We start from the raw sequence: 15,205 nt of genomic DNA, 5'->3' as shown, positions 1-15,205 counted from the left end.
AATCAATCCACAGACTCCGAAACCATCCTGCATGCACAATTCCTCTCAGACCGAACCCGCCCAGGGCACGTCCCAGGGCTTCGCCCACGCAAAGGCGATCCTGTTCGGCGAACACGCGGTTGTCTACGGCTCTCCGGCCGTCGCAGTGCCATTGCACGGGCTCGGAGTCCAGACCGATATCCGCCGGTCCCCGCACCAGGAGACCCGGATCGAGAGCCAGCTGTTCTCCGGAAATGCGCAGACCGCTCCGGAGCCGATGGGCCCCGTCGTCGCCGGTCTCAACGCCGCGCTGAAGGCCGTGGGAAATCCCGACGCCGAGGTGGAGCTGCTCATCCGTTCGGCGATCCCCCACAGCCGGGGCTTGGGTTCGAGTGCAGCCGTGGCCACCTCCGTGGCCCGCGCGGTCGCGAACCTGCATGCGACGGTCTTCGACGAGAACACCCTCCACGAGATCGTGCAGGCGGCCGAGACCGTCGCCCATGGCCGACCCAGCGGAATCGACGCCTGGGCCGTGGCCAAACCCGCCCCCATCCGCTTCCAGACCGGGTGCGCCCAGACCATCGACGTCGGTCAGCGCCTCGTCTTCGTCCTCGCGGACTCCGGTCATCACGGGTCCACCGCCGAGGCGGTCGGAGGGGTCCGTGCCCGCCGTGACGCCGATCCCGTGCGCATCGGAGGGATGATCGACCGTCTGGCCGAGATCACCGATTCCGCCGTCGACAACATCCGCTCCGGTGATCGTCGGGCGATCGGCACGCTGATGAACGAAGCCCATGGACTGCTCGGCAGCCTCGGCGTGTCGACCCCGACCCTCGATTCCCTCGTGGACGCCGCCACGGCGGCCGGAGCCTGGGGTGCCAAACTCACCGGCGGAGGACTCGGCGGCTGCGTGCTGGCCCTGGCCGAGGACGATGATTCGGCCGAAGAGCTCGCCGAGGCCCTGCGCAAGGCGGGAGCACCCCGCACCTGGACGACGGAGGTCAGACCGACATGAGAACGACGACGGCGCGGGCCTACCCGAACATCGCCCTGGTCAAGTACTGGGGCAAGGCCGATGAGGAGCTCATCCTGCCCGCTGCGGGCAGTCTGTCGCTGACCCTCGATCACTTCGAGACCACGACCACCGTGGTGCCCGCCCCGGACGCCGAGACCGATGTCCTCGAACTCGACGGCGCACTCGCCGATGCCGGTCAGACCGACCGCATCTCCACCTTCCTCGACCATGTCCGTGACCTGGCCGGACGCGATGATCGGGTCCTCGTCCGGTCCCGCAACTCCGTGCCCACGGGTGCCGGACTGGCCTCCTCGGCGTCGGGCTTCGCAGCTCTGGCGACGGCCGCCGCCGCGGCCTTCGACCTCGACCTCGCACCCCGCGATCTCAGCCGGCTGGCCCGCCGCGGTTCGGGGTCGGCGTGCCGCTCGATTCCCGACGGCATCGCCGTCTGGCACGCCGGCGACGACGCCGCTTCCTTCGCCGAGACCGTTCCCGCCCCGGATATGCGGATGATCATCGTCACCGTCAACCGGGCCAGGAAGGCCGTGTCCTCCCGCGAGGCGATGCGCCTGACCGCCGCCACCTCCCCCTTCTACTCCGGCTGGGTGTCCTCGACCGAGGACTACCTCGAGCAGATGGTCGCCGCGTGCGCGGCCGGGGACTTCACCCGCATCGGCGAGATCACCGAATCACACGCCCTGCGCATGCACGGCCTCATCCAGTCCACCGTGCCGCCGATCCGGTTCCTCAATCCGACCAGCCACGCGATCTTCGACGCCGTGGCCGAAGCCCGCGAGTCGGGGATCGAAGCCTATTCGACCGCCGATGCCGGCCCGAACGTCGCCGTCATCGTCCGCCCCCATGACGCCGAGGCGCTGGCCGAGAAGCTCTCCGGCTTCGGCGACGTCCGCATCGTCGGACCGGGACCGGGAGCCCACCTGCTCACCGCCGCCGACGCAGTCCCGCCCGCAGACGCAGTGAACCCGGCTGCGGGTGAGGGCAGCCGGGCATGATCGAGACCCGGGCGCCCGGCAAGCTGTTCATCGCCGGCGAGTACGCCGTCGTCGAACCCGGACAGCCCGCCGTGCTCATCGCCGTCGACCGGTGCATCACCGTCCGGCTGACCGAGAGCGAAGGCGCCGGCCGCATCCATTCGAGCGAATACGGTCAGGCTCCCGTCGTGTGGCGGCGCGAAGACGATGGTGAGCACATCATCGTCGACGAGCGTCCCTTCGACTATGTGCTCTCGGCGATCTCCACCGTCGAAGAGCTGCGCTCCGGCCGGGGCGCCAGCCCCCGCTACTTCGATCTCGAGATCTCCAGCGAGCTCAATGACTCGGACGGCCGGAAGTTCGGTCTCGGCTCCTCAGCGGCGGTGACGGTGGCGACGATCGCCGCGCTCGATGAGTTCTATCGCCTCGGGCTGACCCTGACCGAACGCTTCAAACTCGCCGTCCTGGCGACCATCGCGATCTCCACGAAGGCCTCGGGCGGCGATCTTGCCGCGAGCACCTTCGGCGGCTGGATCCGCTACTCCTCCCCCGACCGTGCCGCCCTGCACGCTCACCGCGAGGCCCACGGGGTCGTCTCCGCCATGAGCTGCCCGGAATGGGCCGGCTGCTCGGCCAGGCGGGTCACCCCACCGAGCTCGCTCGACCTCCTCGTCGGCTGGACCGGATCACCGGCGTCGACCGAACACCTCGTCACACGCGTCCACACCCCGCGCGAGCGGACGGACGAATCCTCCTCCGAATCGTCCCCGGCAGCGCAGAAACCGCGCCCGCTCGTGTCCTTCGCCGCCGAGTCGCACACGCTCGTCGACGATCTCGTGGCGGCCTTCGACGCCGACGATGCCGAGGCGAGCCTGACCACGATCCGCTCCGTGCGCGGCCTGCTGCGGCGGCTGAGCGACTCCACGGGCAGCCTCATCGAAACCGAAGCCCTGCACGACCTGTGCGAGATCGCCGAAACCCACGGGGCCGCAGCGAAGCCCTCGGGAGCCGGCGGCGGTGACTGCGGAATCGCCCTCGCTCACCCCCACACCGAAGCACAGACCATTCTCAGCGGCTGGGAAGCCGCCGGAATCCGACCCCTGGACCTCGGTGCCCACCGAGAGGAAGGCGAGATCGATGAGTTCTGAGACCCCGGCATCAGTTGAGACTCCGGAGACCAAGGCCTCACGGGCCTCCCGCAAGGACGACCACGTGCGCCTCGCCTCGGCGCAGCAGACGGAAGGCCCCCGCCGCACCGACTTCGACGACCTCGAATTCGTCCACCATGCGCTCTCGGGCACGAACCCCGAACTTGTCGACCTCAGCGTCGAACTGGGCGAGTGGACCTGGCCGACGCCCTTCTACGTCAACGGCATGACCGGCGGCACGGAGACCACGGCGAAGATCAACCGGGACCTGGCCATCGCCGCCGCCGAGACCGGTCTGCCCATGGCCTGCGGATCGATGAGCGTGGCCCTCGACGACGCCGAGGCAGCGAAGGGCTTCACCGTCATCCGCGAGGAGAACCCGGACGGCTTCGTCATGGGCAACCTCGGTGCCGGTCGCAGCGCCGATGATGCCCGACGGGCTGTCGAGCTGCTGAACGCCGATGCCCTCCAGCTGCACATCAATCCGGTGCAGGAGACCGCGATGCCCGAAGGCACCCGCGACTTCTCCACCTGGCTGTCCGGACTCGAGGACATCGTCGCCGCCTGCCCCGTGCCCGTCGTCGTCAAGGAGGTCGGATTCGGACTCAGCCGCCGGACGCTCACCCTGCTCGCCGATATCGGGGTCCAGTACGCCGATGTCTCCGGCGCCGGAGGCACGGACTTCCTGCGCATCGAGAACGATCGCTCACCGGCCGATGACTTCTCCATGCTCACCGGCTTCGGCCAGTCCGCCCTGGCCTGCCTGCTCGACGCCCCACCCGAGTGGACAACGGAGACGACGATGGACGACGGCGTCTCGAACCGCGTGCTCCTGGCCTCCGGCGGCGTGCGCAACCCCTATGATGTCGTGAAAGCACTGGCCTGCGGTGCTCGGGCCGTCGGCGTCGCCGGCACGTTCCTGCAGACCGTGCTCGACCACGGTCCGGACGGGCTCGTCGATCTCGTGCGCACCTGGCAGACTCAGACCTCGGCTCTGTTCGCCCTGCTCGGGGCGCAGCGGTCCACGGACCTCACGGCCACGGACCTGCTCACGCGGGGCCGCCTCGGCGAGTTCGCCCGCCTGCGCGGAATCGACGTCACCGCGCTCTCGCACCGATCCGACGTCCTTTCGAGGAGGAATCAGCTGTGAATCAGCAGACCACGATCACCGGGATCCCCACCACGTGGGTCGGTCCCCTGCGGGTCAGCGGCGAAGCGCTGGCGCCGAGTGGCACCCACACCGAGGTGGCCGTGCCCCTGGCAACGTACGAGACCCCGCTGTGGCCCTCCGTCGGCCGCGGGGCATCGATCTCTCGTGAGATCGAGGGTGGGATCCGCACCGTCATCGTCGATGAGCGGATGACCCGATCCGTGCTGTTCGTGGCCGAATCAGCGATCGGCGCTTCAGCCGCCGCGCAGGCCATCCGTCACCGCACCCGCGAACTCGAAGCCGTCGTCGAAGCCGGGTCCGGCCACTGCCGGCTCATCGAGATCCACCCCGAGATCGTCGGGAACCTGCTCTTCGTCCGCTTCGCCTTCCGCACCAACGACGCCTCGGGCCACAATATGGTCACCCAGGCTTCGGATTCGCTCATGGACACCATTCTGTCCTGGCAGCTGGGCCTCGACTACGGCTCGGTGTCCGGAAACTACTGCTCGGACAAGAAGGCCACCGCGGTCAACGGGATCCTCGGACGCGGACGCAATGTCGTCGCCGAGATCGTCCTGCCCCACGAGGTCGTCGATCGTCGCCTGCGCACGAGCGCTGAGAAGATGGTCGAACTCGTCGTGCGCAAGAACCTCGTCGGATCGACGATCGCGGGAGCCCTGCGTTCGGCGAACGCGCACTATGCGAACATGCTGCTCGCCTTCTACCTGGCGACCGGTCAGGATGCGGCGAACATCGTCGAAGGTTCGCAGGGCATCACCTATGCGGAGAACCGCCCCGAAGGCCTGTACTTCTCGACGACGCTGCCGCACCTCATCGTCGGCACCGTGGGCAACGGCAAGGACCTGCCGCATGTCGATGAAGCGCTGGAGCGTCTCGGCTGCCGGGAGGATCGTGAGCCGGGAGCGAATTCGCGTCGACTGGCCGCACTCATGGCCGCGACGGTGCTCTGCGGGGAGCTCTCGCTGCTCGCCGCTCAGACGAACCCCGGTGAGCTGATGGACACTCACCGTCAGATGGAACGCAAGGCTGATGAGCAGCGCGCTGCCGAGACTCCGACAGATTCAGCACACCGAGAGGACGGCGAGGCCGCATGACATCACACACTGCTGCGGGCACTGTATCGATCGGCATCGACGACATCGAACTGGCCACGAGCCATCATGTCGTCAGGCTCGATGACTTCGCCGAGGCGAACGGCACCGATCCGAACAAGTTCCGCCTCGGCCTCGGCCAGGACGAGTTCAGCTTCCCGGCTCCCGATGAGGATGTCGTGACCATGGCCGCCGCGGCCGCCGCGCCCATCATTCAGCGCTGTGGTTCCGAGGGCATCCGCACGATGCTCTTCGCCACCGAATCGGGAATCGACCAGTCGAAGGCTGCCGGTATGGCCGTGCACTCGCTGCTCGACCTGCCGTCGCAGATGCGCGTCGTCGAGGTCAAGGAAGCGTGCTATTCGGCGACTGCGGCTCTGCAGGCCGCCGTCGGCATCGTCACGCGCTCTCCCGGCCAGCGGGTGCTCGTCATCGCCTCGGATGTCGCCCGCTACGAGCTCGACACCCCCGGTGAGCCGACTCAGGGCGCCGGCGCGGTGGCAATGCTCGTCTCCGCGGATCCGAAGCTGCTGGAGATCGAACCGGTCTCGGGTCTGAACTCGGCCGATGTCGATGACTTCTGGCGCCCGAACGACTCGACTACGGCGATCGTCGACGGAGCCCTGTCGGTCACCGCGTACCTCGATGCGCTCACCGGAGCGTGGACCGATCTGGCCGCGCAGGGCGGACCGGCCATGGCCGAGATCGACCGTGTGCTCTACCACCAGCCGTTCACGAAGATGGCGAAGAAGGCGCAGGTCCATCTCGCCGGACTCACCGGTGAGGATCTCGACACGGAGATCGTCGCGGGTGTCTCCGGCGCGGGCGCCGCTGCTGCCAGTCCCGGCCCGGCTGCCGCCCACTCGGCCGCCGCCACGGACTCGGCCACTGCCGGCGCTTCCGACAACTCCGTTGCCACTGGCCCGCGCGATACGGGGCTGGCCACGAGCACTCTGTACAACCGGCGCCTCGGCAACTCCTACACCGCTTCGCTCTACGCAGGACTGTGCTCACTGCTCGATCACGATGACGATCTTGCCGGCAAGCGCATCGGGCTGTTCAGCTATGGGTCGGGCAGCGTCGGCGAGTTCTTCACCGCCCGCGTCGTCCCCGGCTACGCACAGCATTCGCACCGACTAACCGTCACCGAGGCCCTCGACGCCCGGGTTCCGCTGTCCATCGACGCGTACCGCGCGCTCCACGCCGCCGAGCTCTCCAGCGCCGAGGACGTCACGACCCCGAAGGTGACCGCGGGACCGTTCCGCTTCGCCGGAATCCGCGGCGGCGCCCGCCTCTACGAGCGCGCCTAGGCGGCTCACCCGACACTTCACGCACTGCGTTCGGCCCAGTTTGGGGCGAACAGCCCATGTTTGAAACTGGGCTGCTCAACTCAAACTGGGCCTTTCGCGAGTTTTCAACCGACCGCAGGCACGAAGAAGCCCCTCACCTTGACCCTGACGGGACCCGGTGAGGGGCTTCTCGTTCGCTGTGCGCGAGGGGGGACTTGAACCCCCACGACCTTGCGGCCACTGGCACCTGAAGCCAGCGCGTCTACCAATTCCGCCACTCGCGCGAACAAGGTAAAACTCTAGCATCGGAGGCGGCGAAACTGAAAACCGAGGAAGCCGAATCGAGGCAAACGTGTCCACCTTCACATTTTCGCCCCGCGCGGTCACTCACGCTGTGTCGCCCGCGCGGACCACGTCCATTCCGCACGGTCACTCATCGCGCATTCCACGCGGCCACTCATCTTCGCCCTTTGCAGCCATACGCCCTCGACCCTCGCAGCCCCACGTCCTCAGCCTTCCCAGCGCCCGCTCTCGCCCCACACGGCCCCACCCGCTCGCCCCGCACTCACCCCGCGCGGCCACGCACGCTCGCCCCCCGCACGGGCCCACCGGCACCGCGTGCACTGCCTCGATCTTCCCTGGACGCGCGCAGGGAATCCCGGCACAGCTTCGCCCCGCGAACACGCGTGACGTGAGTTGAGAGCGTCACCGCGTTAGGATTGGGTGTTGATGTGCCCAGAGTGCACGTGATCAGGACCACCTGGTCAGAGCACTCAAAGACGCTAGGCGAAGAGTTCGTCCGGCAACGGCAACACCTGATGAGGAGGTGCCATGGGGTTACTCGATCGCTTCGAGAAGGGGCTGGAGAACGTCGTCAACGGCGCCTTCGCCAAGGCTTTCAGATCCCAGGTCGAACCCGTCGAGCTCGCCGGAGCCCTGCGCCGTGAGGCCGACAACAAAGCCGCCGTGGTCTCCCGCGGTCGCACTCTGACGGCCAACCACTACGTCATCGAGCTCTCGCAGACCGACCACGACCGACTCTCCGGCCTCGAGTCCGAACTGCGCTCCGATCTGCGCCAAGTCGTCGGCGACCACGCCGTCGAACAGGCCTACAGCTTCGTCGGTCCCGTCTCCGTCGAATTCGCTCTCGCCGACGACCTCGACACGGGAATGTACCGCGTCGTGTCCTCGACTCAGCGCCCCGACGGATCCCCCGCCGCTCAGCCGGCCAACCGCGGCGGCTACGACCCGATCTCACGGGCGAATCCGATCGTCGGCGAGTCCCCGAACTCCGGCCCCCGGCCCGCGACCCCGCGCCGCACCCCCGAACCTGCCCGTTCGGCTCCGACCCCCGCCGCGACCTCGCGACCGAACCCTGCCGCCCGGCCCGCACCGGCACCGGCGCGCTCCATCGAAGCCAGCGTCACCATCGACGGTCGCACGCAGATGCTGCGTCAGGGCACGAACACCTTCGGCCGATCCTCGTCGAGTTCGGACTTCGTCATCGACGATCCCGGCGTCTCACGACGTCACTTCGAGATCGTCGTCGAGGGCGACCGTGCCGTGGCCAATGACCTCGGTTCGACGAACGGCACGCTTCTGCACGGACGCAAACTGACATCGGCGACCCTGTCCGACGGCGATGTCCTCCTCGCCGGAGAGGCCGAGGTCCACTACAACGAGCGGGATGCCCAGTGAGCGAATTCACCGTCACCGTCTTCCGGTTGGCATTCTTCGTCATCCTCTGGCTCTTCGTCCTCGGAGTCGCCGGAGTCCTCCGCCGCGACATCTTCGGCCCCCGGAAGGCCCGGGCCGGAAAGAAAGCTCGCCGAGGCGGCTCCAAGTCCGCCCCGCCGCCACCGTCGCGTCCGGCTCCCGCACCTCGTCCGGCGGCCGCCCCGGTCGCCCACGCCCATCCGGGCACCATCCGCATCACCGACGGCCCCTTGGCCGGGCAGACGCTGATGCTCTCGGGAGCGCCAGTGACCTTCGGCCGAGCCCCCGACAACACGATCATCATCAATGACGACTTCGCTTCCAGCCATCACGCGCGGATCTCGGCGAAGAACGGAGCCTGGATGCTCGAAGACCTCGGGTCGACGAACGGCACCATCGTCGACGGCACGCGCATGACCGGGCCCATCCAGTTGGCCATCGGCACCCGGATCACCATCGGACATACGACCCTGGAGACCCAATCGTGACGACCGGCGGTACCATCACTCTCCGTTCGGCAGCCCGGTCTCATACCGGGCTGGTTCGTAAGAACAACCAGGACTCCGGCTACGCGGGACCCAATTTCCTGCTCATCGCCGACGGAATGGGCGGTCACGCCGGCGGAGACGTCGCCTCGGCGATCACCGTGTCCCGCTTGGCCGAACTCGATCACGAGCCCGGAGGCGAGGACGCCCTCGAAATCCTGCGGACCTCGATCCTCGAGGCCAATGACCGCATCTGCCGCGGCGTCGGCGAACAGCCCGAACTCGCCGGGATGGGCACCACCGTCACCGCCGTGCTGCGCGCCCCCGGCAATCGCTTCGCTCTCGCCCATATCGGCGACTCCCGCGGCTATGTGCTCCGCGACGACAGACTCCAGCCGATCACCCACGACCACACGTTCGTGCAGATGCTCGTGGATGAGGGCCGGATCACCGCTGAGGAGGCCGAGACCCACCCGCAGCGCTCGGTCGTGATGAAGGTCCTCGGCGACGTCGGGGCCTCCCCAGACCTCGATCTGTCCCTGCGTGAGGCCCAGGTCGGCGACCGTTGGATGCTGTGCTCGGACGGTCTGACCGGATTCGCCGATATCGACGACATCACCCGCGTGCTCAAAGAGGTGGCCGACCCCGACGAGGCCTGCCGTCAGCTCATCGACCTGGCCCTGGCCGGCGGCGGAGCCGACAACGTCACCGTCGTCGTCGGCGATGTCCTCGAAGGCGAAGTCGAGACCACCGAAGGCGTGTCCGTCGGCTCCGTCCACCTCAACCCCCGCTACGCCGCGATCGGTGCGAACCCTGATGCCGAGGCGGCCGTGGACACCGAAGCCCATGCGACCTTCGCCGAGGATGACGTGTCCGCCGACACCGCCCCGATCCAGGCCGTGGACGGCGAGGACGTCGAAGCTCAGGACGGAACCACTCAGCAGCTGCGGACGAACACCGCGGCAGACGAGGAGGCCGACCTCGACGATGAGGTCGAGAAAAGGTCCTATCTCGGATGGATCATCACCGCCATCGTGATCGTCGCGCTGGCCGTCGGCGGATTCTTCGCCTTTAACTACGTCAGCCACCAGTACTATGTCGCCGACGACGACGGCAAGGTCTCCCTCTACCGCGGTCTCGACACGACGCTCGGGCCCATCGAACTCAGCCGCCTCGTCGACACCACGGACATCGAGGTCGGCAGCCTCAACAGCTACTCCCAGGACCGTCTGCGTGGATCGATTCCCGCCGGGTCACGCGATGAGGCCGATCGCATCATCGACAATCTGCGCAAGGAATCCGATCGCTCCTCCGGCATGTCCGGCGATGTCGAGGACTCGACGAGTCCGAGCGACCCGGCCCCCTCACCTCCGGATTCGAAGTCTGCCGACCCCAGTGACGCGATTACCCGGGAGTCGCAGTGATGAACCAGGCTCCCTCGCAGACCGCGCGCCCCAGAACCTACCGGTTGGCCGAGCTCGGTCTCCTGATCCTGGCTATTGCCGTCGCCACCAGTGCCTACGCCCTGGTCGGCCTCGGCGTCGAAGACACCATCCCGGCCAATGTCTACGGATATGCCGCGTGGCTGGCGGCCCTCGGCGTCATCCTCCACATCATCGTGTGGATCAAGGCGAAATACGCCGATCCCGTGCTCGTGCCGATCGCGGTGCTGCTCAACGGCCTCGGCCTGGCCATGATCTACCGCGTCGACCTCGGCCGCAAGGAATACCTCGGTTCAGGTATGACCCAGCTGGTGTGGATGACACTCGGCGTGGGTCTGGCCATCGCCGTGATCTTCATTGTCCGCGACCACCGCTGGCTGCGCCGCTACACCTATGTCTCGGGCTTTGCCGCCCTGGCCTTCCTCCTGTTGCCGCTCATCCCCGGCCTCGGTAAGACCATCAATGGTGCGCGTATCTGGATCGGGTTCGGTTCGATGTCCTTCCAGCCCGGCGAGATCGCGAAGATCCTGCTTGCCATCTTCTTCGCGGGCTACCTCGTGAGCTACAAGGACCAGCTCGTCGCCGCCGGACCGAAGATCCTCGGCATCCGGTTCCCCCGACTCCGCGACTTCGGCCCGATCGTCATCGCCTGGGTTGCCAGCGTCGGCATCCTTGTCTTCGAACGCGACCTCGGCACCTCGCTGCTCTTCTTCGGCCTCTTCGTCGCCATGCTCTACGTGGCCACCTCGAAGGTCTCGTGGATCATCCTCGGCCTCGGCTTCTTCGCAGTCGGTGCAGTTGCAGCGAACTTCCTCTTCTCCCACGTGGGACAGCGTGTGTCCGGTTGGCTCAATGCGCTGACGCCCGAGGAGTACAACAAGGAGTTCGGCGGCTCGTATCAGCTCGTCCAGGGTCTGTTCGGCATGTCCAACGGCGGACTCATCGGCACCGGCTTCGGTGAAGGCCGACCGAATATGGTCCCCTACGCCGAATCCGACTTCATCTACGCCAGCTTCGGAGAGGAGATCGGCCTGGCCGGACTCTTCGTCATCCTGCTGTGCTACCTCTTCATCTTCCAGCGCGGAATCCGCACCGCTCAGCAGCTGCGTGACGGCTTCGGCACTCTGCTGGCCACGGGCCTGTCGTTCACGATCGCCCTGCAGGTCTTCGTCGTCGTCGGCGGCGTCACGCGCCTCATCCCGCTGACGGGTCTGACCACGCCGTTCCTCGCACAGGGCGGCTCCTCGCTCATCGCGAACTGGATGATCATCGGCCTGCTGCTGCGGATCTCGGACAATGCCAGGCGCCCCGTGGAGGAATTCCACACCGGAGTGCTCAGAATCACCGAGGATCCCGAACCAGTTCCCGCGGGTGCTCACGCCAACGACACGGCCGCCTCGGCGCGCACCGTCGACGAGGATGCCCCCACGACGAACCTGCCGCCGGCGGATTCCCGCGTGTTCGACGACGAAGCCCCGACCACGAATCTGCCACCCGCGGGCGCACGGCCCCGCGGCCAGGCACCGAACGACACCGATGCCACCGACCAACGACCCACCGGAGGTGAACGATGAAGAAGCCATTGACGCATATCGCCGTCGTCGGATTCGTCATGTTCGCGCTCCTGTTCGGGTCGACGAGCTGGGTGCAGTACGTAACTGCGGATTCGCTGAACAACAATCCGCTGAACAACCGGCGGATTCTCGACCAACTGGCTCGTGATCGCGGTCCGATCCTCGTCGACGGCACACCGATCGCCTATTCGGAACCCGTCGACGACAAGTACAAGTACCAGCGCAAATACGGTTCGGACAACCTCGATCCGCGCGCCTACGCCTCGCTGACCGGCTACTATTCCGTCGTGTCCGGCGCCTCGGGGATGGAGCGCGCCTCCGGCGATTACCTCTCCGGCGATTCCGACGCCCTGTTCTATGACAAGGTCGGCAGCTTCTTCACCGGTGAGCAGCCGCGCGGCGCCGCCGTCGAGCTGACGATCGACCCGAAGGTGCAGCAGGCTGCGTGGGACGGTCTGGGCAACCAGAACGGCGCCGCCGTGGCTCTCGACCCGAAGACCGGGAAGATCCTGGCCATGGCCTCGACCCCGGGCTGGGACCCCAATGCTCTGGCCAGCCACGACTCGACCGAAGCCAGCCAAGCCTTCAAGAACCTCGAAGCCGCCGACGGAAAGCCCGCCTACAACCGCGCTATCGGCGGCAACCTGTACCCGCCCGGCTCGACGTTCAAGGTCCTCGTCGCCGCGGCCGCCCTGGAATCCGGCGACTACGAGCCCGATTCCCAGCTCAACGGACCCGCCACGCTCGATCTGCCGCAGACGACGGCGACGATCGGCAACTCGCATCCCGGTGCCTGCCGCAACGGGGGCAAGCCGACCCTGGCCGATTCGCTGGCCGAATCCTGCAACACCTCATTCGCCTCCTTGGGAATGGATCTCGGAGAAGACGCAATCGCGAAGCAGGCCGAGAAGTTCGGCTTCGGCGAGGATCTCGAGATCCCTCTCAATGTCACCCCGTCCTCGTTCCCGTCCGACCTCAATCCGCCGCAGCTGGCTCAGTCCTCGCTCGGTCAGTACGAAGTCAGGTCGACTCCGCTGCAGATGGCGATGATGACCGCGGGAATCGCCAACGGCGGGAAGATGATGAAGCCCCAGCTCGTCGACAGGGTGCTCAACGCGAACACCCTCGAGCCGATCTCCGAGACCCGCCCGAGCCAGATGTCCCGACCCGTGTCCGGAGATACGGCCGACAAGCTCACCGACATGATGACCGGTGTGGTCGAGAACGGCACCGCCTCGGTGGCGAAGATGGGCGATACGAAGGTCGCAGCGAAGACCGGCACCGCCCAGCACGCCAAGGGCGCGGCACCCCATGCCTGGTTCATCTCCTTCGCCCCCGCCGACGACCCTCAGGTCGCGGTCGCGGTCGTAGTCGAGAACGGTGGAAACGCGGGCAATGAAGCTTATGGTGCGACGGTCGCAGGACCGATCGCGAAGAACATGATGGAAGCGGTGGTCGAGAAATGAGACCCGTCGAAGGCACCCTGTTGGGCAACCGTTACAAACTCACCTCCCGCATCGCCGTCGGCGGCATGGGCGAGGTCTGGAAGGGTGTGGACTCCGTGCTCGGCCGCGAGGTCGCGGCGAAGATCCTCAAGGACGAGTACCTCTCCGAATCGACCTTCCTCGCCCGGTTCCGTGCCGAAGCCCAGAACATGGGCCGAGTCTCCGACCCGGGAATAGCCGGCGTCTACGACTACGGTGACGAGCAGGGTTCGCCCTACCTCGTCATGGAATACGTGCCCGGTGAGGCTCTGTCGGCCATCATCGAGCGCAGTGCTCCCCTGTCCGAGACCGATACGCTCTCCATCGTCACGCAGGCCGCTCAGGCCCTCGGTGCCGCACACAAGGTGGGCGTCATCCACCGTGACATCAAGCCCGGCAACATCCTCATGACCCCGGACTTCCGGGTCAAGATCACGGACTTCGGCATCGCCCGAGTCACCGATCAGGCACCGCTGACGAAGACCGGGCAGGTCATGGGCACCGCCCAGTACCTCGCCCCCGAACAGGCCACCGGAAAGGGTTCGGGACCTGGTTCCGACCTCTATGCACTGGGCATCATCGCCTATGAGGCCCTGGCCGGTCAGCGTCCCTTCACCGGAGACTCGCAGGTGGCCATCGCCATCGCCCAGGTCAATCAGCAGCATCCGCCGCTGCCGGACACGGTCTCCGAACCGCTGCGCCGCTTCGTCGACTGCCTGCTGGAGAAGAAGCCCGAACGCCGTCCCTCGGACGCGTTCAAGGTCGCTAAGGCCGCCGAGGCGCTCTCGGCCGGGGACATCGCCGGGGCCGAGGAGCTCGTGCCGCAGATGCGCCACGGAGCCGCGGCGTCCGAAGCTCTGACCCAGGTCTTCAACAACCCGGAGCCGGCAGCCACGACGAAGACCCTGCCCGTCACCTCCTCGAACGATGCGACCCAGGTGTACCCGAACGGTGCCGCCGCCGGAATCGTCGGCGCCGGTGCCGCCGGTGCCGCCGGTGCCGGAGCAGCTGCGGCGAATACGGGACAGATCGATCCCAACGATCCGCAGAATCAGGATCTGGAGAAGGACAAGCAGTCGAACAAGGGCCGGGTCCTCATCTGGATCCTTGCGATCATCGCCCTCATCGCGGTCGGTTCCCTGCTGTGGTTCTTCCTCGGCGGAGGCAATGCCGAACCCGAACCGGAGCCATCGACCTCGGCGCCCACCTCGGAGGCGGCGAAGACGATCGAGATCGATAAGAACGATTACATCGGACTCACGGAATCCTCGGCGACGCAGAACCTCGAGAACAAGGGACTCGAGGTCGAGACGACCGACATCAACTCGGATCGGGCGGCTGGAACCGTCGCGGACGTCGGCGAGGGCGACAACGGTTACACCTTCGAAGAGGGTGACACCGTGACCCTCTACATCTCCGCCGGTCCCGCCGAGCAGCCCGAAGAGCCGGCCTCGGACTCCGGATCCGATTCGGGGCTGGGCAATGACTCGGAGTCGAGCTCGGATTCCGGTTCCTCATCCGATTCGCAGGATCAGGGTTCGAACTCCGGTGACAACGGCTCGTCCTCCGATCAGGACTCCTCGAGCTCGTCGAGTTCGTCGTCGGACTCCGAGACCTCGAGCGAATCGGACTCCTCATCGTCGACGGACACGTCAGGCGAGTCGGATACCTCGAGCTCCGGCGATTCGGCCGACACCTCCGGCGGCTCCAACCCGAACAGCGGCAATAACGGAGCGGGCAGCAATTCCGGCTCGGCGAGCAGCTCGGAGGCCGGCGGCAACCAGAACGGAAACAACGGCAATGACTAGACAGTGATCGA

At 67.0% G+C, this 15,205-nt stretch carries 12 protein-coding genes and 1 tRNA gene; 12 read left to right on the top strand and 1 reads right to left on the bottom strand.

Annotated features, from left to right (window positions below; genetic code table 11):
- The first annotated feature begins 31 nt into the window (after window positions 1–31).
- Genes mvk through AC239G_RS00280 form a run of 6 tightly spaced genes read left to right on the top strand, consistent with a single transcriptional unit; the run spans window position 32 to window position 6,706 of the window.
- Window positions 32–994 carry a mevalonate kinase gene (mvk, locus tag AC239G_RS00305; RefSeq protein WP_482401081.1) on the top strand — a complete coding sequence of 321 codons (963 nt, stop codon included), beginning with the start codon at window positions 32–34 and terminating at the stop codon, window positions 992–994.
- Entirely contained in the window at window positions 991–2,007 is a 1,017-nt protein-coding gene (gene mvaD / locus AC239G_RS00300) for a diphosphomevalonate decarboxylase (protein ID WP_259358059.1), read from the top strand. Before mvk ends, mvaD begins: the two co-directional genes overlap by 4 nt.
- Window positions 2,004–3,134 (top strand): phosphomevalonate kinase, encoded by a 1,131-nt coding sequence (locus AC239G_RS00295; protein WP_446656482.1) that lies wholly within the window; start codon window positions 2,004–2,006, stop codon window positions 3,132–3,134. Before mvaD ends, AC239G_RS00295 begins: the two co-directional genes overlap by 4 nt.
- Window positions 3,124–4,284, top strand: coding sequence for a type 2 isopentenyl-diphosphate Delta-isomerase (gene fni / locus AC239G_RS00290; RefSeq protein WP_139467653.1), 1,161 nt, complete (start codon window positions 3,124–3,126; stop codon window positions 4,282–4,284). The genes AC239G_RS00295 and fni overlap by 11 nt, the downstream gene beginning before the upstream one ends.
- Window positions 4,281–5,399, top strand: coding sequence for a hydroxymethylglutaryl-CoA reductase (locus tag AC239G_RS00285; protein WP_446656483.1), 1,119 nt, complete (start codon window positions 4,281–4,283; stop codon window positions 5,397–5,399). Before fni ends, AC239G_RS00285 begins: the two co-directional genes overlap by 4 nt.
- Complete coding sequence (locus tag AC239G_RS00280; protein WP_487489541.1) at window positions 5,396–6,706, top strand: hydroxymethylglutaryl-CoA synthase family protein; 1,311 nt, start codon at window positions 5,396–5,398, stop codon at window positions 6,704–6,706. The genes AC239G_RS00285 and AC239G_RS00280 overlap by 4 nt, the downstream gene beginning before the upstream one ends.
- 179 nt (window positions 6,707–6,885) lie before the next feature.
- Here AC239G_RS00280 and AC239G_RS00275 read toward each other — a convergent pair.
- A tRNA-Leu gene (locus tag AC239G_RS00275) sits at window positions 6,886–6,969 on the bottom strand.
- 547 nt (window positions 6,970–7,516) lie between these two features.
- On the opposite strand from AC239G_RS00275, the gene AC239G_RS00270 reads away from it, so the two are divergent.
- From AC239G_RS00270 to AC239G_RS00245, 6 genes are read left to right on the top strand one after another with little or no spacing between them, the layout of a single operon-like run.
- Window positions 7,517–8,383, top strand: a complete 867-nt coding sequence (locus tag AC239G_RS00270; protein ID WP_376905173.1) for a DUF3662 and FHA domain-containing protein — start codon at window positions 7,517–7,519, stop codon at window positions 8,381–8,383.
- Window positions 8,380–8,889 carry an FHA domain-containing protein FhaB/FipA gene (locus tag AC239G_RS00265; RefSeq protein WP_172173079.1) on the top strand — a complete coding sequence of 170 codons (510 nt, stop codon included), beginning with the start codon at window positions 8,380–8,382 and terminating at the stop codon, window positions 8,887–8,889. Before AC239G_RS00270 ends, AC239G_RS00265 begins: the two co-directional genes overlap by 4 nt.
- Window positions 8,886–10,310 (top strand): PP2C family protein-serine/threonine phosphatase, encoded by a 1,425-nt coding sequence (locus AC239G_RS00260; RefSeq protein ID WP_487489540.1) that lies wholly within the window; start codon window positions 8,886–8,888, stop codon window positions 10,308–10,310. The genes AC239G_RS00265 and AC239G_RS00260 overlap by 4 nt, the downstream gene beginning before the upstream one ends.
- Window positions 10,310–11,902 carry an FtsW/RodA/SpoVE family cell cycle protein gene (locus AC239G_RS00255; protein ID WP_487489539.1) on the top strand — a complete coding sequence of 531 codons (1,593 nt, stop codon included), beginning with the start codon at window positions 10,310–10,312 and terminating at the stop codon, window positions 11,900–11,902. Before AC239G_RS00260 ends, AC239G_RS00255 begins: the two co-directional genes overlap by 1 nt.
- A complete protein-coding gene (locus AC239G_RS00250) occupies window positions 11,899–13,368 on the top strand; it encodes a peptidoglycan D,D-transpeptidase FtsI family protein (RefSeq protein WP_139909578.1) in 1,470 nt (489 codons plus the stop codon). Before AC239G_RS00255 ends, AC239G_RS00250 begins: the two co-directional genes overlap by 4 nt.
- The gene (locus tag AC239G_RS00245) at window positions 13,365–15,194 is read left to right on the top strand and encodes a protein kinase domain-containing protein (protein ID WP_487489538.1); all 1,830 of its coding nucleotides are present in this window, start codon (window positions 13,365–13,367) and stop codon (window positions 15,192–15,194) included. The genes AC239G_RS00250 and AC239G_RS00245 overlap by 4 nt, the downstream gene beginning before the upstream one ends.
- Window positions 15,195–15,205: the final 11 nt, after the last annotated feature.

Source organism: Brevibacterium sp. Lmc1, from assembly GCF_057654315.1.
The sequence above is the reverse complement of the archived record's forward strand: the minus strand, read 5'-3'. Positions and strand labels throughout refer to the sequence as shown.

Excerpts from the sequence above, each read along its gene's own strand:
- AC239G_RS00280 (WP_487489541.1), top strand. The coding sequence starts at position 5,396 with ATGACATCACACACTGCTGCGGGCACTGTATCGATCGGCATCGACGAC.
- fni (WP_139467653.1), top strand. The coding sequence starts at position 3,124 with ATGAGTTCTGAGACCCCGGCATCAGTTGAGACTCCGGAGACCAAGGCC.
- AC239G_RS00270 (WP_376905173.1), top strand. The coding sequence starts at position 7,517 with ATGGGGTTACTCGATCGCTTCGAGAAGGGGCTGGAGAACGTCGTCAAC.
- AC239G_RS00250 (WP_139909578.1), top strand. The coding sequence starts at position 11,899 with ATGAAGAAGCCATTGACGCATATCGCCGTCGTCGGATTCGTCATGTTC.
- AC239G_RS00295 (WP_446656482.1), top strand. The coding sequence starts at position 2,004 with ATGATCGAGACCCGGGCGCCCGGCAAGCTGTTCATCGCCGGCGAGTAC.
- AC239G_RS00255 (WP_487489539.1), top strand. The coding sequence starts at position 10,310 with ATGAACCAGGCTCCCTCGCAGACCGCGCGCCCCAGAACCTACCGGTTG.
- AC239G_RS00245 (WP_487489538.1), top strand. The coding sequence starts at position 13,365 with ATGAGACCCGTCGAAGGCACCCTGTTGGGCAACCGTTACAAACTCACC.
- mvk (WP_482401081.1), top strand. The coding sequence starts at position 32 with ATGCACAATTCCTCTCAGACCGAACCCGCCCAGGGCACGTCCCAGGGC.
- mvaD (WP_259358059.1), top strand. The coding sequence starts at position 991 with ATGAGAACGACGACGGCGCGGGCCTACCCGAACATCGCCCTGGTCAAG.